The 25,476-nt window shown below is 39.1% G+C and carries 35 protein-coding genes and 1 pseudogene; 4 read left to right on the top strand and 32 right to left on the bottom strand.

Annotated features, from left to right (window positions below; all coding sequences use genetic code 11):
* Positions 1–4 precede the first annotated feature (4 nt).
* The 25 genes and pseudogenes from AAGS61_RS01700 to AAGS61_RS01580 form a co-directional block, all read right to left on the bottom strand.
* Entirely contained in the window at positions 5–1,270 is a 1,266-nt protein-coding gene (locus AAGS61_RS01700; RefSeq protein ID WP_391366645.1) for a PBSX family phage terminase large subunit, read from the bottom strand.
* Positions 1,267–1,719: a terminase small subunit gene (locus tag AAGS61_RS01695; protein ID WP_391366643.1), complete on the bottom strand. Its 453-nt coding sequence runs from the start codon at positions 1,717–1,719 to the stop codon at positions 1,267–1,269. Before AAGS61_RS01695 ends, AAGS61_RS01700 begins: the two co-directional genes overlap by 4 nt.
* Positions 1,720–1,789: 70 nt before the next feature.
* The gene (locus AAGS61_RS01690) at positions 1,790–2,059 is read right to left on the bottom strand and encodes a hypothetical protein (protein WP_391366641.1); all 270 of its coding nucleotides are present in this window, start codon (positions 2,057–2,059) and stop codon (positions 1,790–1,792) included.
* Positions 2,060–2,185: 126 nt separating this feature from the next.
* The gene (locus AAGS61_RS01685) at positions 2,186–2,683 is read right to left on the bottom strand and encodes a hypothetical protein (RefSeq protein WP_391366639.1); all 498 of its coding nucleotides are present in this window, start codon (positions 2,681–2,683) and stop codon (positions 2,186–2,188) included.
* Positions 2,670–3,155, bottom strand: a complete 486-nt coding sequence (locus tag AAGS61_RS01680; RefSeq protein WP_391366637.1) for a hypothetical protein — start codon at positions 3,153–3,155, stop codon at positions 2,670–2,672. The genes AAGS61_RS01685 and AAGS61_RS01680 overlap by 14 nt, the downstream gene beginning before the upstream one ends.
* A gap of 428 nt (positions 3,156–3,583) precedes the next feature.
* Positions 3,584–4,114 (bottom strand): sigma factor-like helix-turn-helix DNA-binding protein, encoded by a 531-nt coding sequence (locus tag AAGS61_RS01675; protein WP_391366635.1) that lies wholly within the window; start codon positions 4,112–4,114, stop codon positions 3,584–3,586.
* A gap of 95 nt (positions 4,115–4,209) precedes the next feature.
* Positions 4,210–4,389, bottom strand: a complete 180-nt coding sequence (locus AAGS61_RS01670) for a hypothetical protein (RefSeq protein WP_391366634.1) — start codon at positions 4,387–4,389, stop codon at positions 4,210–4,212.
* 208 nt (positions 4,390–4,597) lie between these two features.
* Positions 4,598–4,852, bottom strand: coding sequence for a hypothetical protein (locus AAGS61_RS01665; RefSeq protein WP_391366632.1), 255 nt, complete (start codon positions 4,850–4,852; stop codon positions 4,598–4,600).
* Positions 4,853–4,894: 42 nt separating this feature from the next.
* Positions 4,895–5,122: a hypothetical protein gene (locus AAGS61_RS01660; protein ID WP_391366630.1), complete on the bottom strand. Its 228-nt coding sequence runs from the start codon at positions 5,120–5,122 to the stop codon at positions 4,895–4,897.
* A 168-nt stretch (positions 5,123–5,290) separates the two neighbouring features.
* A pseudogene (locus AAGS61_RS01655) lies at positions 5,291–5,446 on the bottom strand (DUF6877 family protein); the annotation flags it as partial.
* Positions 5,447–5,480: 34 nt separating this feature from the next.
* The gene (locus AAGS61_RS01650; RefSeq protein ID WP_391366628.1) at positions 5,481–5,981 is read right to left on the bottom strand and encodes a hypothetical protein; all 501 of its coding nucleotides are present in this window, start codon (positions 5,979–5,981) and stop codon (positions 5,481–5,483) included.
* Positions 5,982–7,514 (bottom strand): PcfJ domain-containing protein, encoded by a 1,533-nt coding sequence (locus AAGS61_RS01645; RefSeq protein ID WP_391366626.1) that lies wholly within the window; start codon positions 7,512–7,514, stop codon positions 5,982–5,984. It lies immediately after the preceding gene.
* The gene (locus AAGS61_RS01640) at positions 7,514–7,957 is read right to left on the bottom strand and encodes a hypothetical protein (RefSeq protein WP_391366624.1); all 444 of its coding nucleotides are present in this window, start codon (positions 7,955–7,957) and stop codon (positions 7,514–7,516) included. Before AAGS61_RS01640 ends, AAGS61_RS01645 begins: the two co-directional genes overlap by 1 nt.
* 50 nt (positions 7,958–8,007) lie before the next feature.
* Complete coding sequence (locus AAGS61_RS01635; protein WP_391366622.1) at positions 8,008–8,547, bottom strand: Holliday junction resolvase RecU; 540 nt, start codon at positions 8,545–8,547, stop codon at positions 8,008–8,010.
* Positions 8,544–8,786, bottom strand: coding sequence for a hypothetical protein (locus tag AAGS61_RS01630; RefSeq protein ID WP_391366620.1), 243 nt, complete (start codon positions 8,784–8,786; stop codon positions 8,544–8,546). Before AAGS61_RS01630 ends, AAGS61_RS01635 begins: the two co-directional genes overlap by 4 nt.
* Positions 8,783–9,304, bottom strand: coding sequence for a hypothetical protein (locus AAGS61_RS01625; RefSeq protein WP_391366618.1), 522 nt, complete (start codon positions 9,302–9,304; stop codon positions 8,783–8,785). Before AAGS61_RS01625 ends, AAGS61_RS01630 begins: the two co-directional genes overlap by 4 nt.
* Positions 9,301–9,813: a hypothetical protein gene (locus tag AAGS61_RS01620; RefSeq protein ID WP_391366617.1), complete on the bottom strand. Its 513-nt coding sequence runs from the start codon at positions 9,811–9,813 to the stop codon at positions 9,301–9,303. The genes AAGS61_RS01625 and AAGS61_RS01620 overlap by 4 nt, the downstream gene beginning before the upstream one ends.
* Before the next feature lie 27 nt (positions 9,814–9,840).
* A complete protein-coding gene (locus AAGS61_RS01615; protein WP_391366615.1) occupies positions 9,841–10,839 on the bottom strand; it encodes a DnaD domain-containing protein in 999 nt (332 codons plus the stop codon).
* A 25-nt stretch (positions 10,840–10,864) separates the two neighbouring features.
* Positions 10,865–11,995, bottom strand: coding sequence for an ERF family protein (locus AAGS61_RS01610; RefSeq protein ID WP_391366613.1), 1,131 nt, complete (start codon positions 11,993–11,995; stop codon positions 10,865–10,867).
* Between the two features lie 97 nt (positions 11,996–12,092).
* Positions 12,093–12,272 (bottom strand): hypothetical protein, encoded by a 180-nt coding sequence (locus AAGS61_RS01605; RefSeq protein ID WP_391366612.1) that lies wholly within the window; start codon positions 12,270–12,272, stop codon positions 12,093–12,095.
* A 219-nt stretch (positions 12,273–12,491) separates the two neighbouring features.
* On the bottom strand, positions 12,492–13,046 hold the full coding sequence (locus tag AAGS61_RS01600; RefSeq protein WP_391366610.1) for a hypothetical protein: 555 nt from the start codon (positions 13,044–13,046) through the stop codon (positions 12,492–12,494).
* Positions 13,047–13,268: 222 nt separating this feature from the next.
* Positions 13,269–13,559 carry a helix-turn-helix domain-containing protein gene (locus AAGS61_RS01595; RefSeq protein WP_391366609.1) on the bottom strand — a complete coding sequence of 97 codons (291 nt, stop codon included), beginning with the start codon at positions 13,557–13,559 and terminating at the stop codon, positions 13,269–13,271.
* Positions 13,560–13,660: 101 nt separating this feature from the next.
* Positions 13,661–14,014, bottom strand: a complete 354-nt coding sequence (locus AAGS61_RS01590; protein ID WP_391366608.1) for a hypothetical protein — start codon at positions 14,012–14,014, stop codon at positions 13,661–13,663.
* A 43-nt stretch (positions 14,015–14,057) separates the two neighbouring features.
* Positions 14,058–14,789, bottom strand: coding sequence for an ORF6C domain-containing protein (locus AAGS61_RS01585; RefSeq protein WP_391366607.1), 732 nt, complete (start codon positions 14,787–14,789; stop codon positions 14,058–14,060).
* An 11-nt stretch (positions 14,790–14,800) separates the two neighbouring features.
* Positions 14,801–15,043 (bottom strand): helix-turn-helix domain-containing protein, encoded by a 243-nt coding sequence (locus AAGS61_RS01580; protein ID WP_391366605.1) that lies wholly within the window; start codon positions 15,041–15,043, stop codon positions 14,801–14,803.
* A 164-nt stretch (positions 15,044–15,207) separates the two neighbouring features.
* Between AAGS61_RS01580 and AAGS61_RS01575 the strand changes: the two genes are divergently transcribed.
* From AAGS61_RS01575 to AAGS61_RS01560, 4 genes are all read left to right on the top strand, one after another.
* Entirely contained in the window at positions 15,208–15,585 is a 378-nt protein-coding gene (locus AAGS61_RS01575) for a helix-turn-helix domain-containing protein (RefSeq protein WP_391366604.1), read from the top strand.
* Between the two features lie 83 nt (positions 15,586–15,668).
* Entirely contained in the window at positions 15,669–16,118 is a 450-nt protein-coding gene (locus AAGS61_RS01570) for an ImmA/IrrE family metallo-endopeptidase (protein ID WP_391366602.1), read from the top strand.
* Positions 16,109–16,279 carry a hypothetical protein gene (locus tag AAGS61_RS01565; protein WP_391366600.1) on the top strand — a complete coding sequence of 57 codons (171 nt, stop codon included), beginning with the start codon at positions 16,109–16,111 and terminating at the stop codon, positions 16,277–16,279. Before AAGS61_RS01570 ends, AAGS61_RS01565 begins: the two co-directional genes overlap by 10 nt.
* Positions 16,280–16,448: 169 nt before the next feature.
* On the top strand, positions 16,449–17,651 hold the full coding sequence (locus AAGS61_RS01560) for a site-specific integrase (protein ID WP_391366599.1): 1,203 nt from the start codon (positions 16,449–16,451) through the stop codon (positions 17,649–17,651).
* Positions 17,652–17,765: 114 nt separating this feature from the next.
* On the opposite strand, the gene AAGS61_RS01555 is transcribed toward AAGS61_RS01560, so the two are convergent.
* The 7 genes from AAGS61_RS01555 to AAGS61_RS01525 form a co-directional block, all read right to left on the bottom strand.
* Positions 17,766–18,200 carry a RicAFT regulatory complex protein RicA family protein gene (locus AAGS61_RS01555; protein ID WP_391366597.1) on the bottom strand — a complete coding sequence of 145 codons (435 nt, stop codon included), beginning with the start codon at positions 18,198–18,200 and terminating at the stop codon, positions 17,766–17,768.
* Positions 18,200–19,735, bottom strand: coding sequence for a tRNA (N6-isopentenyl adenosine(37)-C2)-methylthiotransferase MiaB (miaB, locus tag AAGS61_RS01550; RefSeq protein ID WP_391366595.1), 1,536 nt, complete (start codon positions 19,733–19,735; stop codon positions 18,200–18,202). Before miaB ends, AAGS61_RS01555 begins: the two co-directional genes overlap by 1 nt.
* Positions 19,736–19,807: 72 nt before the next feature.
* Positions 19,808–20,152 (bottom strand): hypothetical protein, encoded by a 345-nt coding sequence (locus AAGS61_RS01545; RefSeq protein ID WP_391366594.1) that lies wholly within the window; start codon positions 20,150–20,152, stop codon positions 19,808–19,810.
* A gap of 198 nt (positions 20,153–20,350) precedes the next feature.
* Positions 20,351–21,190: a nuclease-related domain-containing protein gene (locus AAGS61_RS01540; RefSeq protein ID WP_391366592.1), complete on the bottom strand. Its 840-nt coding sequence runs from the start codon at positions 21,188–21,190 to the stop codon at positions 20,351–20,353.
* An 82-nt stretch (positions 21,191–21,272) separates the two neighbouring features.
* On the bottom strand, positions 21,273–22,724 hold the full coding sequence (locus tag AAGS61_RS01535; protein WP_391366590.1) for a methyl-accepting chemotaxis protein: 1,452 nt from the start codon (positions 22,722–22,724) through the stop codon (positions 21,273–21,275).
* Positions 22,725–22,840: 116 nt separating this feature from the next.
* Positions 22,841–23,707 carry a 2-oxoacid:ferredoxin oxidoreductase subunit beta gene (locus AAGS61_RS01530; protein WP_391366588.1) on the bottom strand — a complete coding sequence of 289 codons (867 nt, stop codon included), beginning with the start codon at positions 23,705–23,707 and terminating at the stop codon, positions 22,841–22,843.
* Complete coding sequence (locus AAGS61_RS01525; protein ID WP_391366587.1) at positions 23,708–25,438, bottom strand: 2-oxoacid:acceptor oxidoreductase subunit alpha; 1,731 nt, start codon at positions 25,436–25,438, stop codon at positions 23,708–23,710.
* Between the last annotated feature and the right edge of the window lie 38 nt (positions 25,439–25,476).

The raw sequence follows: 25,476 nt of genomic DNA, 5'->3' as shown, positions 1-25,476 counted from the left end.
TTTCTTAATCAAAACTGAATGTAGATGGACGCATATCACCTTCAAATGCATAACGTGTTGCATCAATCGTATGATTGTCCTTGTCCTCTAAGCGCGGCAATGGATTGCCATCTTTATCTGTTTGATAATCAATATTTTCAAATTCTTTAGCTATATCTGGTGTGCGTAATGGGTCAATGTAAATAGCATCTAAATCATCTAGCCATTCCTCACCATATTCAACGCTATCAGGGCCTTTTTTCACACCGTAAATACGTGGAATGCCCAACTCATCACGAAGCTCCGCAATGGACTTCGGCTCCGCGCTATCTGCCGCAATGCGGTCATTTTGATAACCGCGCTCCTTTAACTTTTTCGCTAGCGCGCGGTTACTAATCTTCACACCGTATACTTGATCAATGGCATAGATAGCATTTTTCTTTTTATCATAATGCCAGCGCACAAACGCTAATGGATCCGTAGCATAACCAAAGTCAACCGCGTTACGAATGTTATCGAATGAAGCTACCATCTCATCGGTAATGCAGCCCTTCTGAACAACTAAATTATCGAATGGTACAACACCTGAGCCAATCGCTTCGCCACCATACTCCCAGCGATAACGTAATGGATTTCGTGCTTTTGCAGCTTCTGCCTCTTCAATAAATTGCTTTGAAATATACGGATTGTCATGATACGTAGAATGATGTACCACGGTATTATCTGGTTGGAACGAGCTCTCATACTTTTTATTCACCCAGGATTGCTTTCTTTTCGGTGGATTATATGAATAGAAAAACTTATAAAAAAGGCCATCATCCAGCTCGCCGCGCAACAGCGAGTTAGTGATGGTCGTAATTTCATCTTCATTTTTAAATTCAGCCATTTCCTCTACCCAGCATAATGCAAATGGGAATTCAGCACTTTTCAAAGATTTGATACGTGCAGGATCCTGTGCGCCTCTGAAAATCATATAGTTACCGCGCGGCATATATGTTACACGCATCGGACTCTTATTAATCTTAAATAAATGCGCTACCCCTTGCTCATGAATAGCCCACTTAATTTGCTCGAAAATCGATGCTTCAATTGTGTTATCAACCTTACGAATCCCCACAGCATTGACTGGATAACGCATGAGTAGCTGCACAAATATATGCGCTATATTCGATGACTTACCGCTACCACGACCACCCTTGCAAACAACATGTAAAATATCCTTCGCAAGCGCGGCATGCCATAGGGGATGGAAAGCTTTCGGAATGAGTTCAGATAACTTTTTTGTCGTCATTTTTTCTCACCGCTTATATCATCAACGAATATCGGTGTAACCGTGCCGCTGATTTCCTGTTTATCCGTCCACATTGCGTATCGCTTGCCCAGAAGCTCAGCAGCCTTAATACGCTCAGCAGTCGTAGGTGGCATTTCTTCATCAATCGTTTGAGCACCTTCCCCAATGCCGCGCAATACCGCTGATTGTGCCTCACCACGTAATACTGACGTTAGTAGCTCCAAAATTTCCTGCTGGTCCGCTACACGTTCAGACTTCAATTCTTCCATACGTTCGACTATATAAGCGGAAACGTTAGCATTTGTTAGCAATCTACTCGCATTCGCTTTAGCTGTTGTTTCTTTTTTAACATTAGGATAAGCCTTCAAATAAGCTTGTGTAGCGTTCCCTAGCTCAATATACGCATCCGCAAACGCTTGTTGTTTAATTGTTAATTTACGTTCAATCAATGGCATCACCCCATTATGCTATTTGCTTTTTAAATTAATAAAGAGGAGGCATCAAGACCTCCTCTTTACTTTACCTATTTAATGAATCAAATAAATCTGCCATCGCTGTTGCATTTTCATTGTCAATTTTTTCTTTTTCATCTAAATCAACAACTATAAACTTAATTATTTTTGAATTTTTAACAAACTCCGTCTTATATCCATCTTCAAAAACAAATAAGTCTGTACTACCATATTGCACGGCTACTTTATCAATAGCATCCTTAGGTGAATCTGCAACAACTTCTTTCCCAATATTGTTATCATCTTCAATTACACATGTTACTAAATATTTTGTCATATTCTCACCTCCCACTCCATCATACCTCGGCCCGGAAGGTAATTCCTTAACACGTTTTTGCTACCATCATATTATGCTAGTTGTTTTGAAAAAATAAAAAAATGCCGTAACTTAAGTACGGCACTTTTAATTACCTTCTTTATAAATATTTTCAAAAAAATCAGGTTGTTTCATCAGATTATTGATAACAAATGGATTAGTTAGTCCTGTAAAAGTGAATTTTACTCCTACATTCAACTCTTTTCCGTTTTGCCTTCTGTATAAATTTAAACCTTCGATATTCTTATCCAAAAACGTTTTAAAATGAAGAATATAACCATAACGTGAATAATGAACAATTCTATAAAATCGTTCATCATCTTTTAAAATACTTAATAATCTTTCCTTACGTTCTTCGCTAAGGTGCTTATCATTTTCAATGGTATTAATCACATTATAACGGTTCTTTTTTAAGTAAATCGGCGTTATTATAGGTAAAATTATCTGTAATACAAATAATGATTTTAATCTAATGAACATATTTATTTCTTTATCTGAATTATAGGCAACTCTTATTATTCCGCCTACTAACACTGACAAAGAAAATATTAAAAGAAGAGTGATTAAATGACTAATGTTTAACATGATCTTCACCTATCCCATCTTCTATATTATTGGCTTTGTTTTTTAAAGAATTATAAAACGTTTTACCGCTATAATTTAAAGTTTCTAAGCCTAACATAGCTATTATTGAACCAAATACAGTCATTAAATACCACTCAATTTTAATATTTGGTATGTATTTCGTTAAATAATTAGAACTATTACCACTAATATATGTATAATTTTCTATTGGTACCACTAAATTCCCCACCAACAACAACTCGAAACAAATTAAAACAAACGTTACTAATATACCTATAGTTCCAATTAATTTTTCAACACCTTCATTATTAATAAAAACACCAATGTAATCTATACATACCAATAAAATTAAAGCTAGTCTCGAAGCACAAAAAATAGCAAATTCATTTTCAGTAGTAGGTATAAAAGTAATTAAAAAAATACTTATCATCATTACAAGGGTTTTACTAATTAAAAATAAACATCCCTTCATACATTTAATTCATCCTTATTTTTTTATTTTTAATAATAACCTACATTTCATTTTATTACAATATTTCCCTTTGCCCTTCTTCTGCTTTAAGTATTACTCTGAATAGCATGCATTACCAATCGAGAGGATGATGAACGAAAATAATGAGCGCTATTCAAAGCGTTAATTTTGGTACCGCATTTTCATATGATAAAATGGGTATCGATACTATACCTTTAACAATAGCCCCCAAAATATTTTATCTCTTCCCATTATTATTTGCTACGTCATTAAGTCTATTCAATACATTTAAACGGTTTTACAAGCTTAGAAAAAGAGTACTACGTCCATCACCGCACTCCAGTTAAAAACTAGCTATATTCAGTTGTTTTTTATTTTATGGTAAAAACGAGCGTTTCATAATATGGGTATTCGTACGGCAAAAACTATTATGTCCTATCAAATAAATCTGGTTGCACACCGTTCGTTAAATTATTTTTGATTTTACGCTCGGCTCGCTCCAAGTAACTCTGCACCGTACTTTTACTAATGCCCATCATGTGAGCCACTTTACTGAAAGGGATTCTTTCGGCTTTAATTGCTATGAAAACCGCTCTTTCATCTTTTGTAAGTCCTTGTAACGCAACGTTAATTTCTGTTTTCACATTCTCCACACGCTCCATTTCACGAATATAGTTATTTTCTAATATCTTTCCTTCTTTCACCAGTTCCCTTTCCAATTGAAAATGCTGTGGCATTAATAAATCATCATTCACATAAGCCATAAATGTTTGCATATGGTACGGGTCAATAGGAATTGCATCTGTACGAGTAGCTGCTCTATATTCAGCTGGATCATAACCTGTCTCCATCCACTTAATAGCTTCCATCAAGTCACGCTGCATACTTAAACAACCACCACTCTCCCGTAAATCCTTCAATGACTGCTTATATTCTTCGATTAAATCTGGAAAATACATGCCCGTTGCCCCCTTTAAAATAAAAAAAGAGGACACAAAGCTAGAGACTGCCCTTGTCTCTAAGCTTCATGTCCTCCGGTGTTTTCCGTAAAAGACTATTTAGTTTTAATGCGGCGACGTTTACTTTCGCTCACCTCGAAAACTGAACCATGTTGCCAATTAATAATGTCCTGCCCGTATTCTTTCGGTAACAGTACATCTACAATTTTACCGCCCTGTACAATGTGTACACCGTCTTCTAATGTTATTGCTTGTTGAGTTGATTCTTTGCCCATGTCGCCCACCTCGTATATAATGGAGTTACGTGTATAAGTTTGATAGATTTTGAGGTGGCTCGGCGTATGCTGGGCTATTTTTTATGGCAAAATACTTTCAACTATGGATAATACAAAATCTACAAAGTCGTGGAGTTTACTTTTCTTTTTACGTCTGCTTCTGGTCATAGTTGCTCCTTATTTTTGACGGAATGCTTAGTAGGAACAGTTAACCAAAGTTAGTCCAGTCACCCTCTACTACTGAATTTTTATCGACTAAACCTTTCTCATTTAACTCATATAAAAAATGCGAACGACACTCTGTACACCTCAAATAATCTTTATCCGTATCGTATTCTCCCGTAGGTTTATGATAGGATTTTTGTTTAAATGGAGCGTTCGTTTTTGTCAGAGGAATACGATATACACACGTAGTTTCTTTGTAAATATATAAGTCCCCTGTTTTACAATTTGGACACTTCATAAATTCACCTCATTTTGTTTCAAAGCCGTTTTGACGAAATGTTTAGCGATTTTTGTATCGCAATTTTCCGTTAGTGAATTCCATATCAGCCATTTCATCGATAATATTTTCTAATGGTGTACTTCTCATTACATCAAAGTAATAATCCACTGCACAATTAAAACTGCATAATACCGCATTATTCTCTTGACTATAATCGACTCCATCTAATGATTCTATTTCTTTATTGCAATTCGAACATTTTACAATTTCATCATTTAAATTAGACATACCTACCATTCCTTTACTCATTATTTTGTTTCAAATGCTCACTACTCTAATTCAGACTCATCAACTTCTACTACTACTGGCTCCCATTCGGCTCCACATGAAGCACAGACTCTATCACCTTCATACATTGTCGGAAAGCCACTGTCGCAGTAACGACATTCAGTAATTTTAATTTTCCCCATTGTTATCCCCTCTCTTAGTCAATACAGCAACGATATTCTCTGCGTACCGTAATTGCTGGTACATATATGGATCATCATCTTTCCCACCGGAAGCTAACCAATCACTCATTCGTTTGTCGATATCCTGTAATGCATGAGTTGGTAGAAGGTGCGATCGGTGTCATGCATATGCCTCCCTAAAATAATGCAAGTTCCAGTTGCTCATATTTCGCTGGTGGATCCGCGGGCAATATCCGCACTTTCACTGGTTCGTCTTTTTCCTCTTCTTGTCCAGTCTCTACAGTAAGTGGTTCATTAACCGGCTCAACGGGTGCAGGAATCGGCTCTTTTGCTGCCTGTTTTTTCGCGTTTAGCTGGTAAGCAACATGTTCTGGTACATCCAGTAACATACCTAACGTTACTGGTCGTAGAAGCGCGCAAGTATGCTTAGGTGGCTCCTCTATCGGCAATTCTTTAATCTTTTCGAAATGCTCCAATTTAAACTTGCCTAGCTCACTCGTCATTTCCTCATCTCGGTAAGCTATGACATGCTGTTCATCGAGAACATAGATATATAAGACTGCTTCGTCATACTTGCGCGGCACTAAAATTAGCCGCGCTTTGTATGCCTTCCCCGGATACATCCACCGAGCGATAGGGATTTTCTGTTCTACGTAAAATGGTGCCGGTGCCTGCATCTAAATCACCTTCCTTGCCCACGATTTCTTCGGATGCAGTACCGCATCATTAAACGCCTTCATGAATGCTTCTACGTCCTCCGTAGGTACACAATTTTCAAAGCCCCGGCACTGCACTACACGTCTGTTTTTTATTTCTACAGTGAAGAAAGGCTGCTCTGGTGTATCAATAGACCGCACCATATACAATTCTGTTTTACCGTCTGCATACTGTTGTGCGTAGTTCCCAGCAACACAATGCTTTAACCGGTTGCCTTCTACAGTGAGTTCCATCGCACTTGCAAAAGGTCGAATGAATAAGCCGTTGTATTCAAATGTATTGTGAGCTAGCTCTCGAGCGCGGCGCTTAATACGTGCATTGTATTTCGCATTAGCAATCGCTTTTTTACGTTCAATTTGGCGCTGATGCATTTCATGTACATCTCGCGGAAATAAATTAGACGGATCCGTCACATCCATATTCATCTCTTTGCAATGTCGAATATAATCGCGGTAAGTAATATAGACACTCGCAATACCTGCATATTTTTCTTGGTACTTTTCAAATTGCTTAATTAAGTATGCATGTATCTTTTTAAGCGGCTGTTTCGTTTCTGCTAGCACCTCTAGTAACAGATACGTGTTGTACTGCAACTCCAAACAAATATCTAGCAAGTCAGCTGGTGGTATGTCTGGATGCGATGCACGTATATCTTTAAAATACTTTAAAGTTGTACATGAAATTTGCTTACTTGGCTCAGTTGCGTTCTTGAAGTGTTTCCAGTCTCTCTTTGGTAAACCTATAATGCTATCTAGCGTTTTGCCGCGCCAATTGATCAAACCTTTTGTGGATTGTTTATTTAGACGTGCCTCGATAACGCCTATTAGATTCAGCTTTGTAAGAATCTCTACAAACGGGTACTTGCAATAAAGCGCCAAGTATTCAATCAGATGGTGATTCTCATATTTGAGCGCCATCGAATATTGCAAAGAAGTACCCTTTATCGCTTTTTTGAGGGATGCGCGGCTGAAGAACGCCTGCTCCCTGCCGAACATCATCGTATTGTGTAAGGAGTGAGGGTTTACATTTTTCGTGTATGCACTATACCAACGCCCACGACTGAACATGTATGACGCACCCTGCTTGAAAATATACATAGCACATCGGTTATACGTTGTTTTTGGCTGCAAATAATCCTCTCTGTAGTCCCGTACCACCCAATAACCAGATACAGTAATCGCCGCTGGATCCACTAATGATTTATCTGCAAATTCCACGTAAACACGGTCCACCAATTGACCACGTCCTCGCCCAGCTTGAAATGCGATACATTTTGATTTACAATTTGGACAAGTAGTCACTTTATTGTGTTTTAATGGTTGCTCTAAATAGCTATCTTCCTCACAGTGCGTGCAGTAGCCTTTGTATAAGCTACCTACCACACGCTTGTAGAAGATGTAACGGCTATGCTCCAAAGCATGATCGATTACAAACTGTATAAGCTCGGGTGTTGGATTTTCGTGAAAATGTGCAGTGGCTTCTGTTGCGTTCACTAAAATTCCCCCTCGCTAAAAAAGTCATCAAGTGTTGTCTGAACAAATTCCGTGCCTGGAAAGTGGACAACCTTCTCAGATGGCTTTTTCTTTTTGCTTGCTGTTTTGGCTTTCTTTGGTGCTGCAGGTGCCGCGCTTTGTACTTCAACTTTTGGTACAGGAGCTTGTTTCAGTACTGGCGGACCCTCTATATCAAAATACTTCAACACGATGGCGAAGCCTTCTTCCTCCGTTAGCATTGCCATACCATCAACAGCTTGCTTACGAGCCGCGTTTTTCATATGTTGCAGGCTACCTTTTACTGTTTTGTCCTCTGCTAAAATTTTTACAGCGGCGTCTGGTTGCGCTTGGATGTACTCCAGTAGAAACTGGCCAACTACTTGCACATACTTATTTGATGCAGTCATTTCATTTTCTAGTTTTTCAATTGCTCGATTTAACATGTTCGATCTCCTTTCAGGGGCTACTAGGTTAGCCCCGTATATAATTTTCTTCAAAGAAACGGCAATAAATAATGCAGCGTATAACCGTCCATCGATTTTACTTCGCATGCCTCTGCTTCAAATGTGGCAATAGGGATAGATTTTGCACCACCGTTTTTTGCCTCTTCCCATGCCGCACAAAGCGGTTTGAATGGTAGGCGGTAGTATTTATCCAATTCTTTGAAATAAACAAGCAGGAAGGAGATAGCGCCTTTCTGGTACCATGATTTCAGTAATTCGTACTGATGATCGTGTAGGTTCTTTAACGGGAAGTTCTTGCCTCTCGTTTCTTTGGCGTCAAAAACAACTGCTCGTCCGTTGCATACACCGGCATAATCCACCCACTCAGCTTTTTCTTTTCGTCCGATTACCTCGCGTCCCTTAGAATGTTTAATTTGCACTGGCGTAGGGATTTTGCGAATGTCGGCTAACCCTGCATTGCGGTATTTTGTATTGGCCATATCAATCACGCGTTCTAAAAACTTTCCACGGTGCGCATGTGTATGAGATTTTACTCCCTGCCGCGCTTGTTGCTCACTTTGATAAATCAATGTACTGGTACCTCCTCGATAGCATAGTCTGCATCCACTTTGAACACGATTCCATCCACGTAATAAACTTTGATATTATGGCGTTCTTTTTCGCATCGGTACTTGATAATGCTATGAGCCCCTTCGCGTATAACCTCTTTCGAACGATAGATAAACGATTCGAATTTAATTTCACACGGAATTTTATTTGGATCAAAGCGAGAAGCTAAATCACTAAGGTTAGCAAATGCCGGAATCATAATTGCTCACCTACTCTCGTCAGCTGATAAAAGGTAACCTCGTCACGATTAGTCAGTGCAATATCAATCGCGTGCTGTCGATGCATCTCGAGTAAATCGCTGAATAACATTTCGATATGGATATCGCGGACTGCGGAAGATGCTTGCTCAATCACTTGATTCACGTCTTGTAACATCGCGTCCCATCTTTCTAACTTTTCGTCTTCACTTTCTTGATGTACCCCTAGCAATCTATCAATTTCTTTTTGTACATCTGGATGATGTGCAAGGGTAAGGATATTCATCGTATCAACTGTGATCGTACGTTGCGCGGAGTTATCTACACTCACTCTTATTTGGTCGCTGTAGTTATGAATAATGCCGCGCTCATCTACAACCATTTCAAAGGGCCTCATGTTATACACGCGAGAAGAGTTGTCAACTAACTCAATGCCAAACGGTTTAATTTGAATAACGTGGCAATTTCCTTTTTCAGCAATACTGTCGACAGTAAATTTCTTTAGTGTCATGAGCGTCATGGTCGCACCTCCAATGCTTTTCGAGCTGTAGCGTGAATAAACGTTTCATACCCGTCACAATTTGGTGCTTCGTCTTCCAAAACTTGCTTCAACACTTCACGTAACCGTTCATTCTCCATTCGCATTTTCGCTTCTGCTAGTTCGACTTGATCTAACTTGTTTTTCGTTTCGATAAACATGTCATTTGCTTTGAACATGCCACGCTCGCAAATTTCGTAGCATTTTTCTGTAAGTTCTAAGCTCGCTTGTAATCGCTCGATCTCTGCAATCAGTGCTGGTACATCTTCACGTGCATGTGCGACAAATTCCGCATTTCTGTCGTTAATATAAACTGTCACGCTGCCTTTACCATGTGCTGTAGTTACAACCGGCACACACGCTTTTAGTTGCCCACTTTCCCAAGTAGTGCCGATTTGAACACCTGATTCCTCGCTTTTTACGACTTTCCATGGACCATTTGTCGCTTTCTCTGCGCGCTCTTTAATCACTTGTAACTGTTCTGCTTTCATACTGTCCCTCCTAAGAATCCGTATTTATTAAGCATTTAATTTTTTAAGTATTTTTTCCCTCTCTGCCTCAAAGTCAATGGTTTGTGGTTTCTGGGATGGGCTGGCTTGTGGCGGTGTAGGTTCATTACGTTGGTAGTACCAATCCGGCACATGCTCTTGGCGACCTTGTTGTTTACGAGAAGATCGTTTTTTCAGTTCCTGCTGTTGTAGCTGAATAATGCTTGTAATCCCATCATCACGCCAGCTTCGTAAAATACCCTTCACATATGGTAACTTTGGTCTACCACGATCGACAGCAACTTTCATGGCTTCTATGATTAACGAAGCATCTTTGTAATCGTCAACCATATCACCTAGTTGTAAATTCTGTTCGTAAGATGTTTCTTCATGAATAACGTGCTGTATAAAGTAATTTTTGATTTCTAAAAATACGTTATCGATTATCGTCGAGACAGAAGAAGGGGGAGATATCTTTTCTTCTCTTTCTTCTTCTTTTTCTTCTTCTTTTTCTTCTTCTTCCCCCAGGTCTATGCAAGGACTATCCATAGGGTATTGATACGGTATCGAACCAGCTTCGTTGCTAGGTTCAGGTTCTTTTGGACTAGATTTGTCCTCTTTAGGTTTCGATACGGTATCTAAACTGTATCCAGACCGTTCCAATGCCGTATGATACGCATATACAAACGGTAAATGTTTTACAAGAGCCAGCTCTTTTTCTACACATTTTTTCACTTTAGGAGAATTGATAAAGTTATACCTTGCCCAATTAAGCAACATAATTTCCTTTGTTCCTTCGTTATAAAGAATCTTTCCATAATCTTGGAAACGAGCTAGTAATTTGATAACCGTATCGCGGTTGTAACCTGTTTGCATTTCTATCACACGATATGGCAACTCATAAATGCCACATTGAGTTGTATTGTTATTTGTCATTAAATATAGATAGAAATATTTTTCCTCTGGCGTTAAATCAATAACAAAGCCGTCGTCCCAAAATGTTGTGTGTACTTGTCTGTACTTCGCCATGCTCTCGCCCTCCTAATTTTCTTTTTTATTTCGCTTGTTGAGCCGCTGGTAACTTATTGATAAAATCAATCATTTTGCTAGCCTGTTCACGTGTCAGCGCTTTAGATTCGACTTCTGCAGGAATCCGTAATGTCATTTTTGCATAATCTGCAACGGCAGTTTTATCCATTTTCGTACGTGTAGCCGCTGCATTGAGCGCTGTTTTTAGTGCCTTTAACTGTGCATCTGTTATCAAATTCTTACTATTAGGCATCTGACCTTCTGTAATTTTTGATACCTGCTCCAAATAATCAATGAGTAAATTTGCTTCAGGCATTGTTAGTTGATTTGATTGCTTATAAGGCACTTTAATTTTTTGTAAACTAATATTGTAAAGAATGTCGGGATCCATTTTCTTTATTTCTGATAACGGAATTAGAACATTCGTTAGCCGTTGCATTGTAGGTGCATCGACTAGCCCTACTGGTGCTGGTTGCTGCGGTTGCATTTGACCAGCTAGCATCTTAGCCGCATTTTTCAAGTCTTGTCGTTGTGCATTTTCTGCAAGCCATCCCAGATAATTGGGTTCTTCTTGTTGTATTTGCCCCAACGTTTTCCCTTTATGTGGACCAAACGGGACCGTAATTTTTAACGGATCAATACTGCTCTCTTGCCTGTTTTGCTGGGCATTTTGAGCAGATGGATACGATGACGGCTGACTGTATGAGTTATTGCGCGAATATTGATAGTCATTGCCGCTAGAGCCGTTTGCGTCATCATCCTTTTCCGTGGAGATTCCCAGCATCGCGGCTAGACTGTATCGTTTCATATAAGTAATCTGTCCACCGAAATCTTGCATACTTTCGGCAGCAGGGAATTTCAACGGGAAGGACTTTACATATTCTCCCGATTCATGTAGAAACATCGTTTCAACACATGCCGATGTGTGACCATTTTCGACTACCGAATAGCTATTTTGCATAATCGTTAACTTATTTTCGATGAAGATGGGGCGAACAGCGTCGAGAATGCCGTTTAAATCGGTATACTCAAACGTGTATTTGCCACCTTTTTTTGTAACCACTTGCACCTTGGCATTGTGCTTAGGTGTCTGAATAGCCGCCCATGACCTTGCCAATGCTCCAGCAATATTTGCATTGCTCTCTGAAAAAATCATGAATGAAGACCTCCTGTCTTGTTTTTATTTGCCATTAAGAGGCCCATGCGCTACAATAAAAATAACTAGTAAAGGCATGAGCCACTAAATCGTAAACCTAACGTTCCCAGCGGTAGGTTTTTTTTAATTTCCCGCGACACTCTTTTAGATATTTCAAGCAGTCGCGTTTCACCGGCTTTCTGACTTCATTGGTATCTGCATCTGTTACAATAAGCCGCGCTTCGTGACGTTGCGCTACCATTTCAAAGTACGGATCTAACTCGTATACTTCTAACATCGATCCCCCTCCTTTCTTCTTCCTTGCGTGGAAAAGTTTGCGGTTTTTACAACGTGGATCAAGAGGAATTTGAAGATAAAAATTATTCAGTTGTGTGTGGTTTGCAAGGGATGGATATTCCATCAAGCAGCCTACAAAGTGTCATAATATCGGAGGGGCTAACCAACCCGTTTTGTAGACTGCTGGACGGAAGCGAGAAAACTCTCGCATCGTCATTACTTATTCAGTTGGATTAACAGCCTCTCGAGCTATAAAGAAATTCCCGAAATTATCTCTTTCTGGTAAGCCATCGGATTGTATAGAAGGGGTAGCACCTTCAATAAACAACTCTTGATTACAGTCTCTACATACAAGGATTTCTGCATCTTTTGGCACGTACCGTTTTCCTTTGCTTCCACAATCGCACCAGTAGTAACAGCGGTAGCGTTTTGTCCCGTCTTCGTCTGTCTTAATACCTGTTTGCCAGTGAGCAGTATCTTCTTCAACTAACTCACTTATCGGTGTATGCAGTGTACGATCGCCGTTGATTTTCGGTAATGCTTTGGATATTGATTGTGTCGTTGCTTTTTGCTGTGTTTTTTTGTCGCCGCCCGAAGTGGCAGTAAATCCATTTGCTATTATTACTGGTTGAGTACGTGTTGCGTTATTTGCGCCACTTACCTTTGATTGGCCGCTTAATGCGTGGAAAAAACCTTGTATTACACTGTCCATTTGCATGTCTTGCATGCCCTCTGCTTTTAGTTGCGCACCTAATAAACTGATTTCAATATTCAAATTCATGACCTCCAAGCATTTATGTGTTATAATCTAAATAAATTTCCTAGGTTTAGCTTTAAACCGTGCCGTTTACTCATTGCACTGAGTAGACGGTTTTTATTTTTGTGACGCCCATTTTAACCACGCCAACTTTTCCTCTAACGAAAGTAACTTCCAAGTTCTAACCTTTATGAACATACCGTTTCACCGCCTCTTATTTTTAGCTACTAAAAAAATCCCTTACGCAACATTTAAAAATGGTGTGATAAACGCTGGTACCAACGTTATTAATTGTGCTGCTTGTGCGCATACGTCTGTGCCGAATAAAATAGCAGCAGCATGTACCTCGCTGTTTGTTACTCGCACCCAGTTCATGAACGTTTCTAAATCAACCACCTTACGGCCACACTCGTACTTGCTTACATGAGACTGCGTGATGTTTAACTCATGTGCCATTTCCTCTTGTGTAAGGTTTGCACCTTCGCGAAATTTCTTTAATACCTTTGAAAAGTTCACGGATAAAGCTCCCATGACCCTCACCCCCTCCCGATAGTCGAAAATGGACTATAGTCGTTTTTGGATTACTACTTATTTACAAAGTTAGATATTATAGTTTTAAGCAAGTTAACTTGCTATTGAGCTTTGCGAAATTTGAGTCGATCACTTTCGCTCACGTAAATACCTAATCGTTCGTTCATGTACTTTGTATTTCGATCTGCCCATTCGAAAACTTTGTCGCGTGGATAACGAGCTCTTACTGCACCACATATCGGAAAACCATCCATGCGAATGATTTTTTCCACTGTTGGTAATGCAATTTGAAAGAAATCAGCAACATGTTCCTTTTCCATTCGTGGTGGATATTGATGTTCATAAAGAACTAGCTTCCTAGCATCTTCCACGCCCTGGTTGTATGCTTTTTGGAAAAGTTCCACTAACTCCGCATTTAACAAAGCCTCTTTTAATTCCTCAATCGTAAGATTCATGCCCTTACCTCCTAACATAGAGGCGCTTGCCCAGCGCCTTCCTCTATTGAACTAACTTTAGTTTTGTTTGATTGTTATATGATTCGATTTCTATAGCCATTGAAGTATCAGGCCTCCACATAGCAACATACTTAACCGCTTCATCAAATTGCGCTTTAGGTAAATCCATTGAACGTGGTAATAAGAAATGACGTTTAAAATCTCCCCACAAACGATGAAATACTTTACGACTTAACTTTTCGTAAGCTGGAGACCTATAACCACCAAGCGTTTCAAAAACTTTAGCTTTTCCCTGTTCTTTTAAAGCATGTTCTTGTCGCCCGTCGATTCGCATTGTCTCGACTAATACTTGCACTTTTTGCTCAACACGATCTACTCTTTCGCTAGTCATAAGTGATAGCTCTAATTGTTTGCGTAACTGTTGCTCTGCTGTTAAATATTCTTGGATGTTGTAATATTCATCAACCAACATTTCATAAGCGTCCCAAGCAGCATCTGTATTCAATGATTTAGCGTGCAGCCATGCACCTTTTTCGGTCCATAAATAAAGCATCGGGGCCCGTTTCGACTGCTCCGCAATTTGAGGATAAGTTTGTTTAAATTGCTTCAACTCCTCACCTTGTAGCAGAATAAAATGTTTTCCTAATGTATAACGATTTTTGTTACGGGAAAAATTTTCAGAGATACGTTTTTCATCAGTACCGTAACTCTCAGCTAATTGGTTGGTTGTTAGTACACGTCGATTGTCATGTACAATTACTTGCAATTGATTCATATTAAGACCTCCTAAGCAGTTTTGCTTGAATCGCAATTCGCGATTTCGTATTCAAAAAAAATTTCATCTAATGTCACACCGAAAAATTCTCTGATTTTTGGCAAGTATTTAGTTGGTAGGCTTCTACGACCGTTTTCGATTTGGCAATAATAATTAGCAGAAACTCCAATATATTCAGCGACAAACTTTTGCTGGATACCTCTCTCCTCTCTTAGTTGTTTAAGATTAGTCGGTACAATTTTATTTACTGGCATTTCAAAACCCCCTTTAATTTCGCGTTTTGCGATTTGATTAACCTTACTTTAACATCGCACTTTGCGATTGTCAAACATTTTTATCACGTTTTGCGAATTATTATATAAAAAATCGAGAATTGCGATATGATTCACATAACAGATTATTGGAAAAGGATGATTTTATGAACGATAGCGTTTTAGCTAAACGTTTAAAAGAATTGCGAGAGGAACGTGGTTATTTCCAGAAATTTGTAGCCGATGAATTAGGAATTAAAAGCAATACATTATCTGGTTACGAAAACGGCTCAAGAATGCCAGATCCTGCAATGTTATCTAAATTAGCTAATTTATATAAGGTAAGTGTCGATTATCTTTTAGGTAGAACAGATATCCCAAACACCAATCAAGTTAATAATGGAGATAAATCTTTTTTCGTTTCTAAAATAGCTACTGAATTTCCAGACATTGACTTGATGTTTAAGGACATGGAATCATTAACAGCTGAAGAAATGAAAGAAGTTTATGAATATATAAAATTTAAGAAGAGTCAAAAAAAATAAGAAAAATCAACCTTGCCCCTTTAGGGCTTTTCTTTTAAACATATAAACGAACATACATTCTTTAAATAGAGGGGGCGTATAGTTTGTACACTCATCTTGAGGATTATATTTACAAATTATACAATTCAATCGGTATAACTCATCCAGCAGAACTGGATATGTTGCTGATTGCAAAAAAAATAGGTGTGGAGATTACATACAGAAAAAGTGTGTTTAGATTTGATAATGAAATTATATTAGTCAAGGGGACACAAAGAGAAGAATGGATGGACTTTGGGCATGAAATATGTCATTTCTTACGCCACTGCGGAAGCCAGTTAAATATGCATCCACTTTTTATAAATTTACAGGAGTATCAAGCTACTTATTTCGCTTATCACTTCTGTGTCCCCACATTTATGTTGGACAATTTAAAAGGATTAACAGCTAACAAGGTAATGCAGCTTTTTAATGTGGATTTCGACTTCGCTTATCGACGGTTGGAAATGTATAAAAATAAAGTTTATACCGAGGGGTGTGTTGCGTGGATGTAGCAAGAGAATTAGAAAGTATTATTGCTATTTATTTCAATGGCGATAGCTACTCGTATAACGGGGTAGAATTAAGTAGAGAGGATTCCAAAATCATAGCCTACTATCTAATTAATACACTCCAATTGATTGAATTAATTATGGCGAAAGAAAGGAAGAAGTGATTAACATGGCATACTTCAGGAAACGAGGAAACTCCCGGGAGTACCGTATTTACCTCTCTTAGATGTGTACCAGTTGAACTAGTAAAGCTGAAACACTTTTGTAGAGAGGGTTTATTTTAACCATCGAATGGAACGTATATTCTATTTTGTAAATGAAAGGAGCATATTCATGGGACATTTCATTAAGCTAGATAAGAATAAATATAAACTTATTGCAGATTTAGGTTATCGAGGAAAAAGACGTATACGCAAAACACGTACAGTTGAAGCAAAGAATGACAAAGAGGCTCAGCGACTTTTAATTTTGTTTGAAGATGAAATGAAAAAAGATAAAGATGTTCATTTTACTAATATCGATAATATTACATTAGGTCAGTTTTATCCAAAGTGGCGCGATAATCAGGCTAAGCAATTTTACGCTCCTAAGACATTTCAAAATTACTGCTCATATATAGAAAATCGGATATTACCTATGTTCGGTGATTTTAAAATTAAGGATATTAAAAAGGTGGATGTTGTATTTTTTATAGCAGATCTTTCAAAGAATGGCCGACGCACTGACAACAAACGTTCTAACGGTCCGGATGGAAAACTAAGCGCTTCGTCAATTCGAAATATCCATAAAGCATTTTCTAATTTGATGAACACAGCTTGTGAATGGAATCTAATTAGCGAAAACCCTTGTTTGGGCGTTAAATTACCTAAAATAATTACGCCGGAAGGTAGAGCGTACTCAGAAAATGAAGTTGCACTACTGTTAGAAAGATTACAACAACGAGCTAAACCTTTGAAAAGGCTACTCGTTCAATTTGCTATCGTTAGCGGTGCTCGTTTAGGTGAAATAGCAGCATTAGAATTAAAACACTTAGATGTAGAAAATAATACTGTACTTATCGAGCAAACGATAACAACTGTTATCAGCAAAAATAAAGAAGAACGACAATTCCTGAAAGAAACAAAAGGTAAAAAGAAACGTAGAGTTAGTATCCCTCACTACGTTATGGAGGACTTAATATTATTAGGTAAAGTCAAACAATCTCAACTTGATGAATTAGGAGATGCGCGAGAGTGGAAAGAACATACTTTCTTATTCTCCAGTGATTATGGGAAGCCTTATAATGTTTCTTCGTTAAGTAGTTGGTGGAAAAACTTCTTAAGAAAGAATCCCGATTTAACTCAAATAAGATTCCATGAACTCCGTCATACCTCAGCATCACTTTTAATACACGCTGGAGAACATCCAAAAGTGATACAAGGACGATTGGGTCATTCTGATATCAAAATGACGATGAACACATACGGTCATTTATTACCTGAATCTGATCAACGTGCTAGCTCTTATTTTAATCGATTTTTTGAAAAAGAAGATTGATTGGGCACCTTTTGGACACTTATGCAATAATTTTATATTATTGCATAAATATAAAACCCCTACAAACCGTTGGGGCTGTAGGGGCTACGAGGATTTATGAATAGTGGTATTTACTTAAGAACAGCTGCCAGGTACGCTGTTACGTACTTTCGAGCCTGTTTCACCACGAAGTAAATCGCCGTCAGTTGATTCAATAATTTCGTTTGTCACGTTATTAGCAATCGCGTTTGATACAAGTTGTAGTAGCTCATTTACTTCAACTTGAGATTGCTTAAATTGTTGCACAACTGGAATTCCGTCGATTTCCTCTTCGATTGCTTCGATTTTGCCTTCAATCATTTTTAGCGCTTTTTCTTTTCCTAAGTGCTGGAAGTTCACAGCTTGCTTTTGTAATGTTTTTAACGAAGCAATTTTTTCACGTACTTTTTGGTTTTCGTTAATTTGCTCTTCTGCTTTTTTGAAAAATTCCACTTCTTCTGTGTTCGCAATCATATGTGCGATTTCTTTTGCTTTTTCAACAATCTCATCTTTTGTATAGATTTTTGTCATTAAATTTGCACCTCTTCTTGTTTTACCACTTCTACAAATTCACCACGTAATGAATAGGCAGCTGCAGAAGTAATTTTTACTTTTACTAGTTGGCCAACTAAGTCTTTACCGCCCGCAAAGTTCACTAATTTGTTGCGACGTGTATAGCCAGCTAACACGTCATCGCGTTTTTTACTGCTACCTTCTACTAATACTTCGACAATTTGGCCTTCGTACTTTTTCAATGCAGCCGCTGAAAGCTCTTCTACCACCGCATTTAAGCGTTGCAGACGCTCTTTTTTCACCTCTTGTGGTACGTTATCAACCATTTTCGCAGCCGGTGTGCCTTCACGTGGTGAGTAAATATATGTGAACGCCATTTCAAAGCCTACTTCACGGTACAAATCAATCGTTTCTTGGAATTGCTCTTCCGTTTCGTTCGGATAACCAACGATAATATCCGTTGTCAATGCCACATCTGGCATCGCTGCTTTAATTTTGCGTACTAACTCTAGGAAGTGTTCGCGTGTATATTTACGCGCCATAATTTTCAAAATATCATTAGAACCCGATTGTACTGGTAAATGAATATGCTCTACTAAATTACCTTTTTTCGCTAACACTTCAATTAAGTGATCATCAAAATCGCGCGGGTGAGATGTTGTGAAACGAATACGCGGGATATCAATTTTACGTAACTCGTCCATTAAATCACCTAGACGGTATTCGGTATCTGCGAAATCTTTACCATAAGCGTTTACGTTTTGCCCTAAAAGCATAATTTCTTTATAGCCTTGTGCTGCTAGCTCACGTACTTCTTGAATGATTTCTTCTGGACGACGAGAACGCTCTTTACCACGTGTATACGGTACGATACAGTACGTACAGAATTTATCACACCCGTACATAATATTAACCCACGCTTTAATCGAGCCAAGACGCTTTTTCGGCAAGTTCTCGATGACGTCGCCTTCTTTCGACCATACTTCGACAACCATTTCTTTTGAAAGATATGCTTCTTTTAAAATATGTGGGAGACGGTGAATATTGTGCGTACCGAATACCATATCTACATGCTGATAAGTTGTTAAAATTTTATTAACAACGGATTCTTCTTGCGACATACAGCCACAAACCCCGATGAGCATTTCAGGGTTTTGACGCTTATATTTCATAAGGAAGCCAAGCTCACCAAATACTTTATTTTCTGCATTTTCACGAATGGCACAAGTATTTAGTAAGACAACATCTGCTTCTTCGATTAACTCTGTCGATTCGTAGCCAAGCTGCATAAAGATTCCAGCCATTACTTCTGTATCATGCTCGTTCATTTGACAGCCGTACGTACGGATATAAAATTTACGTCCTTGCCCCATACCTAAAAATTCTTCATCAATCGAGAAATCTTTATGATAGTTTACTTCTTCTTTTCCACGTTTTTTTGCATCTTTAAGTGATGGCGCTGTAAATACGCGCTCGAAATATTTACTATAATCTTTTTCTTCTTTTTTCGGTTGATTTACTTGCTGACTAGCTAGTCGTTGTTCTTCGTTCATCGACTGTGTTAGCTCCTTTCATTCAAATACCCATTTGCTTATTATAACGAAAGACTGGACGTTCCGACAAGCTTAGCGCGTGAATTGTTTATAGCCTTCTAGGTCATTTGTACGTAAAATTGTAAGAAATGTGACACTTAATTTCACAACCTGTCCCCAGTTCATATTATACTTCGCTTCAAACTTGAATTTTGGTAAGTTGATGACATCTTTAAATAGTTGTTGCGGCTCAATTTGCTGCTGTTCAAGGTACGCTAAAAAGGCTAAAAATAATTTATGATCGTCCACTTGCAAATCTTTATCTTGAATGAGCTGATCTAATCGCTCATCTAGTGAGTACGCTTTCTGGAAATAGCGTCGTATCATCTGCTCATCTTTTTCATTTTTATACTGAAGAAAATTTATAATATGCGTCATCGTTTTATCCCTCTTTTATATATGGCAACTTAGGTTTCGCCAAACTTGGCAGAAGTTTCGCCACTTTTTATAAAAGTCTCGCCAAATATTTTAAAAGTTTCGCCAAACATCTTTCGGAATCAAATACTTTCTTGCACAAGTATGCCCCTCATAGTAAAATCCCGCTCTTTTTAAGATTTTATTAGCTATATCTATACTTTAAATGAGGAAAAAATCGCGCAGTTCCTTATTCGTAATCCATTCGCTGCGGAGTAATCGATAGTCGTGCAAGCCTTGATATAAAGCATTTTTAGAAACTAAGCCACAACTACACAGAAATTTACCGCGCCGATAATACATAATGGACCCACATTTACAAACGGCACCAGGCTTCACTTGAAAGTTGACAAATGGGGGCTGCCACATACGTAGTTTATAACGCGCTAGCAGTTCCTCTTTTACTAAACATAGCATACTTTCCGATAATTGCGCAGGATAAGTCCTCAACCAATCTACCAATTTAAATCGCAAGCCTGTCAGCTTAAAAATAGGAAAGCGAGTAGGCATCTCTTCCAAAATAGATGAAGTGCTTGTAAAAATAATTGCTGTTAAAATCGGAAGCGCTATCCCGACTTCACGAAGTAGCTGCTTTAAAAACGCCTGATGCTGAGATACTTGTGCGAATGGGTCAGGTAGTGCCAGCAATTCCCCGTGAAGTTCTCTTATAAATTGATTGGTCCGCTCATCGTACCTCACACGTCCGCCGATATTTTTCAATTGTACAATCAATACAAAGTGCTTAGTCAGTAAAACTGTATCGATTTGATGTGAAAACCCTTGACGATTTTCTGTTTCATAGCCATGTAACAAAAAATGGGATATTTCTAATTGTAAATCCAACCAAAACTGATCTGCTCTTACCTCTCCTTTAAATCCAATTTCCCCAATACGTACATTTTCCAGCAATAAGTTTTTTTGTTGAACATTTAACATTCCTCGCCGAAGCAATGCTTCACTCACGACGATTTTTGACGGTTTTTCTCGGAATAAACAAATCAAAAAAACCCCCTCCTTTACGCACATTTTGAAAGGAAGAGATTCATAAAACAATCGTTTGCTGTAAAATTTAATTTTGAGCATTTTATACTGAAAAACGATTCACGGCATGTGAGAGTGCGCGCACATTTTTCGTAATGGATACACTTTGGCGATGAATCGCTTCGGTCGCCGTTAACTGGGCATTTACTTCTGACGCGATTTGTGACACGCGAGATGCATTTTCATCTGTCTTATGCGTTAACTGTTGGGATGCTTCTGCCACACTTTCTGTATACGTATGAACGGACTCTACGACTTCTACGACTTCTACTAGTTCAGGCTTTAGTTCATTAATATGTTCTGAGATTACCATAAATTTAGAAGCGAGCTGACCTGTCACAGCATTCCCATCATGTGCAGCACGCGTTGCTTTTTGCATTTGTGTCACCGCAATGCCACTTTGTTGCTGAATGGTATGCACTAATTCCGTAACGACCTTTGTTGCTTCAAGTGAGCGAGCTGCTAATTTTTTGACTTCATTTGCTACAACGGCAAACCCTTTTCCATGCTCACCAGCACGTGCCGCTTCAATCGATGCATTTAATGCTAGTAAATTGGTTTGAGCTGCAATCCCTTCAATTAGTTCGATCGCTTGGTGGATATCTTGAGACTGCTGATTCAGCAGTTGCATTACTTGCATCGCTTCATCCATCATCCGTTCGATTTCCTGAACAGATGTGACATTTTCATTCACTAACTCACTGCCAAGCATCGCTTCCGCATATGTTTGTTCAATACTTGTCTGCGCCTTCCCTAGCTGTGTTTGAATTTGCGCCATATAGTTTGACACTTGCTTAACCGCATCACTATTATCGATTAACTGTGCCGCTGTTTCACTCGCAATACGCGCTAACTGCTTCGTTTCTGTTGTAATATGGATCGCTGAAGCCGTTGTTTGTTGTGAAGACTTCTCGAGTTGCTCATTCGATATAGCTACTGAATCTGTACTGCTACGTACTACCTTTACTAGCTCCTGTAAATCATGCATCATCTCATTGTAATAGCGCATGACTTCCCCTAATTCATCGCGCCCATCATATGTAGCAAAATGCGTTAAATCACCCGTTTGTGTATATTTGAGAAGTGTTTTTAACTCGCCTGTCGGTCTTTGTACGGCATTTCTCGCCCCAATAGCAAAGTACAGCACAAGTAACACCATGACTCCACAAATGGTGAAGATTAACCAATAACCACGCTCAATATCGAGCTTATAGCTTGTGAGCTGTGCTTCTGCTCTTTCTAAAATATACGCCTCCACTTCCGCTGTCGGGGCTTCATTCTTCGCATAAAATTCCATTTTCGAATCAAACGGAATAATCGGTTCATCATGGTATAAAGCATTTAATGATTGTAACTTTTCCTCATACATCGCTTCCGTGCCGTCTGCCATTTTTCGTAAATAATCGATACTAAAAATTGCCAATAAAATATTCGAAACAATACAGACAATCATAAGCATTGTAAGCCGGTCACTTACCTTAATATATTTTCGCAAAAGAAAAGCCCCCTTTATTTGCTAATGCTAGCATAGCCTTACAATATAAAGGGGATGCAAACGAATTGTAAAGTCCATGTAAAAAACCGTCCCACATACACGTGAGACGGCATTTTTTACATAAATTCTTTTACGAGTTGGTCAAATTGATCTTCTGATAAAGAAATATCAATATCTGTTAATGGCAGCTCTGCATAGCCTTCCACTTTTTCTTGGTATGACTTTGTTTCTGTATCGTGGTAAATAATACCTGTTACTAATCCTTCGTGTCTCATTACAGTTTGCATTGCTTGCTCACGGTTGGAAGCGTCGTAACCTTCGATATTAGCAAGCTTCGTTAAATGCTCCTTAAACCAATCGTATGTGTTTACCTTATTGTACGTTACACATGGTGAAAATACGTTGATAAACGAGAAGCCTTTATGATTTAAACCTGCTTCAATTAATGCTGTTAGTTCTTTAATATCTGTAGAGAAGCCTTGTGCAACAAATGTCGCACCAGCAGTTAATGCTACTTCTAATGGCTTTAACGATGGCTCGATTGCCCCGCCTGGTGTTGATTTCGTGACGAAACCAGCAGCAGAACGTGGGGATGTTTGCCCTTTTGTTAAACCATAAATTTGGTTATCCATGACAATGTATGTGATATCGATATTACGACGAATCGCATGAATTGTATGCCCCATCCCAATCGCGAACCCATCGCCGTCACCACCAGAAGCAATAACCTTTAAGTCACGATTAGCCATTTTTAACCCTTGTGCAATCGGTAACGCACGACCGTGAATACCGTGGAAACCATAGGAGTTAATATAACCTGAAATACGACCTGAACAACCGATCCCAGAAATGACGGCTAATTCATGCGGCTCATACCCTACGCCTGCTGCTGCACGCTGAATCGCAGCTTGTACAGAGAAGTCTCCACAGCCCGGGCACCAGTTTGGTTTTACACTATTACGAAAATCTTTAAATGTAGCCATTTAGATCTCCTCCTTCACAAGATTTGTTAATTCGCGTGGTAAAAATGGCGTACCATCATATTTTAAGACGTTACGGATTTTGCTGTGTCCACCAATGGACATTTTCATAATATTTGTCAGTTGACCTGTTGCGTTATTTTCTACAACGATGACCTTTTTCGCTTTATTTACTAATTCGCTCATTTCCTCAGCTGGGAATGGGAACACTAAACGCACGTGTGCATGGTTTGTTTTAATTCCTTCTGCATTTAATGCGTCTTGTACTTCCTCTAATGCACCGCGCGTTGAGTTAAAGCCAACGAGTAACACATCTGCTTCATCATGTGGTGCATTCACATGTACTGGATTGTCAAAGCGTAAATGTTGTAGCTTACGGAAACGTTTATCCATTTGTGTACGACGGTTGCCTGGTGCTTCAGATGGCTTCCCTTGCGCATCATGCTCTACACCTGTTACGTGGTGAATACCACCTTGAGCTCCTGGTAATACACGAGGTGAAATGCCGTCCTCTGTATTTTCATAACGCTTGAAGTAATCTTTTGACTCCGCATCTTCAGGTGTCACTAATTTACCGCGACGGATTTCAATTTTACTATAATCAAACGGATCTACCGATTGTTTGCCAAGGGCTAATTGCAAGTCTGTCAACACAATCACTGGTAATTGTAATTCTTCTGCAATATTGAAGGCTTGAATCGTATCGTAAAACGCTTCTTCCATTGTCGAAGGGGCGATAACGACTTTCGGAATTTCACCGTGCGTACCGTAAATCATCGCCATTAAATCCGACTGCTCTTGCTTTGTCGGTAACCCTGTTGACGGACCACCACGTTGTGTATCGAAAATAACAAGCGGCTGCTCTGTCATCCCGGATAAACCGATTGCTTCCATCATCAGTGACAGACCTGGACCCGCTGATGCTGTAAATGAACGCACCCCACCATAGTTGGCACCGATTGCCATTGTTGCGGCTGCAATCTCATCTTCCGTTTGGATCACTGCACCACCAACTAACGGCAGCTTTTTAATCATATATTCCATAATTTCAGAAGCTGGTGTAATTGGATATGCCGCCATAAAGCGTGCACCTGCTGCTAAAGCACCAAGCGCAACGGCATCATTCCCAATCATAAACATGCGGCGTTTTCCGTCTGCTGGCGCAAGTGCCCAAGCACCGACTTTATCACCGATTTGTTCAGCGATTGCTGCGCGCCCACGCTCAATGGCTTCCATATTTTTGGCTACTACTTCTTCCCCTTTACGACCGAAAATATCGATGACAACGTTTTGGAAGACAACTTCATCTAAATTCATAAGCGCTGCTGTTGCACCAATTGCCACCATGTTTTTCATTAATGATGTCCCTAGCTCAGCAGCAATATCCGTAAACGGTACCGCGTAAAGTGGTGCTTTTGATTCTTCAGGATTTTTCGGGTCAAATTTCGCATCGGCTAAAATAATACTTGATGCCGTTAATTCTTTATAGTTTACGTCGATTGTTTCTTGGTCGAACGCCACTAAAATATCTAAATCGTCCGCGATGAAGCGCACTTCCTCAGGACGTACTGTAATCTTATTATTCGTATGGCCACCTTTAATACGAGAAGAGAAATGACGATAGCCGTATAAATGATATCCTAAACGGTTCATTGCCGTTGCAAAGATTTCACCTGTACTTTCGATCCCTTCACCTTGTTGCCCACCGACTTTCCATGAAAGCTGATGTAACATTTCAACATCTCCTTAAAAACAAATTATATATAATTTCC

The sequence above is a fragment of the Lysinibacillus sp. KU-BSD001 genome, assembly GCF_042920265.1.
Lineage (GTDB): Bacteria > Bacillota > Bacilli > Bacillales_A > Planococcaceae > Lysinibacillus_B.
Note: the sequence above shows the minus strand (reverse complement) of the source record. Positions and strands in the feature narration are given on the sequence as shown.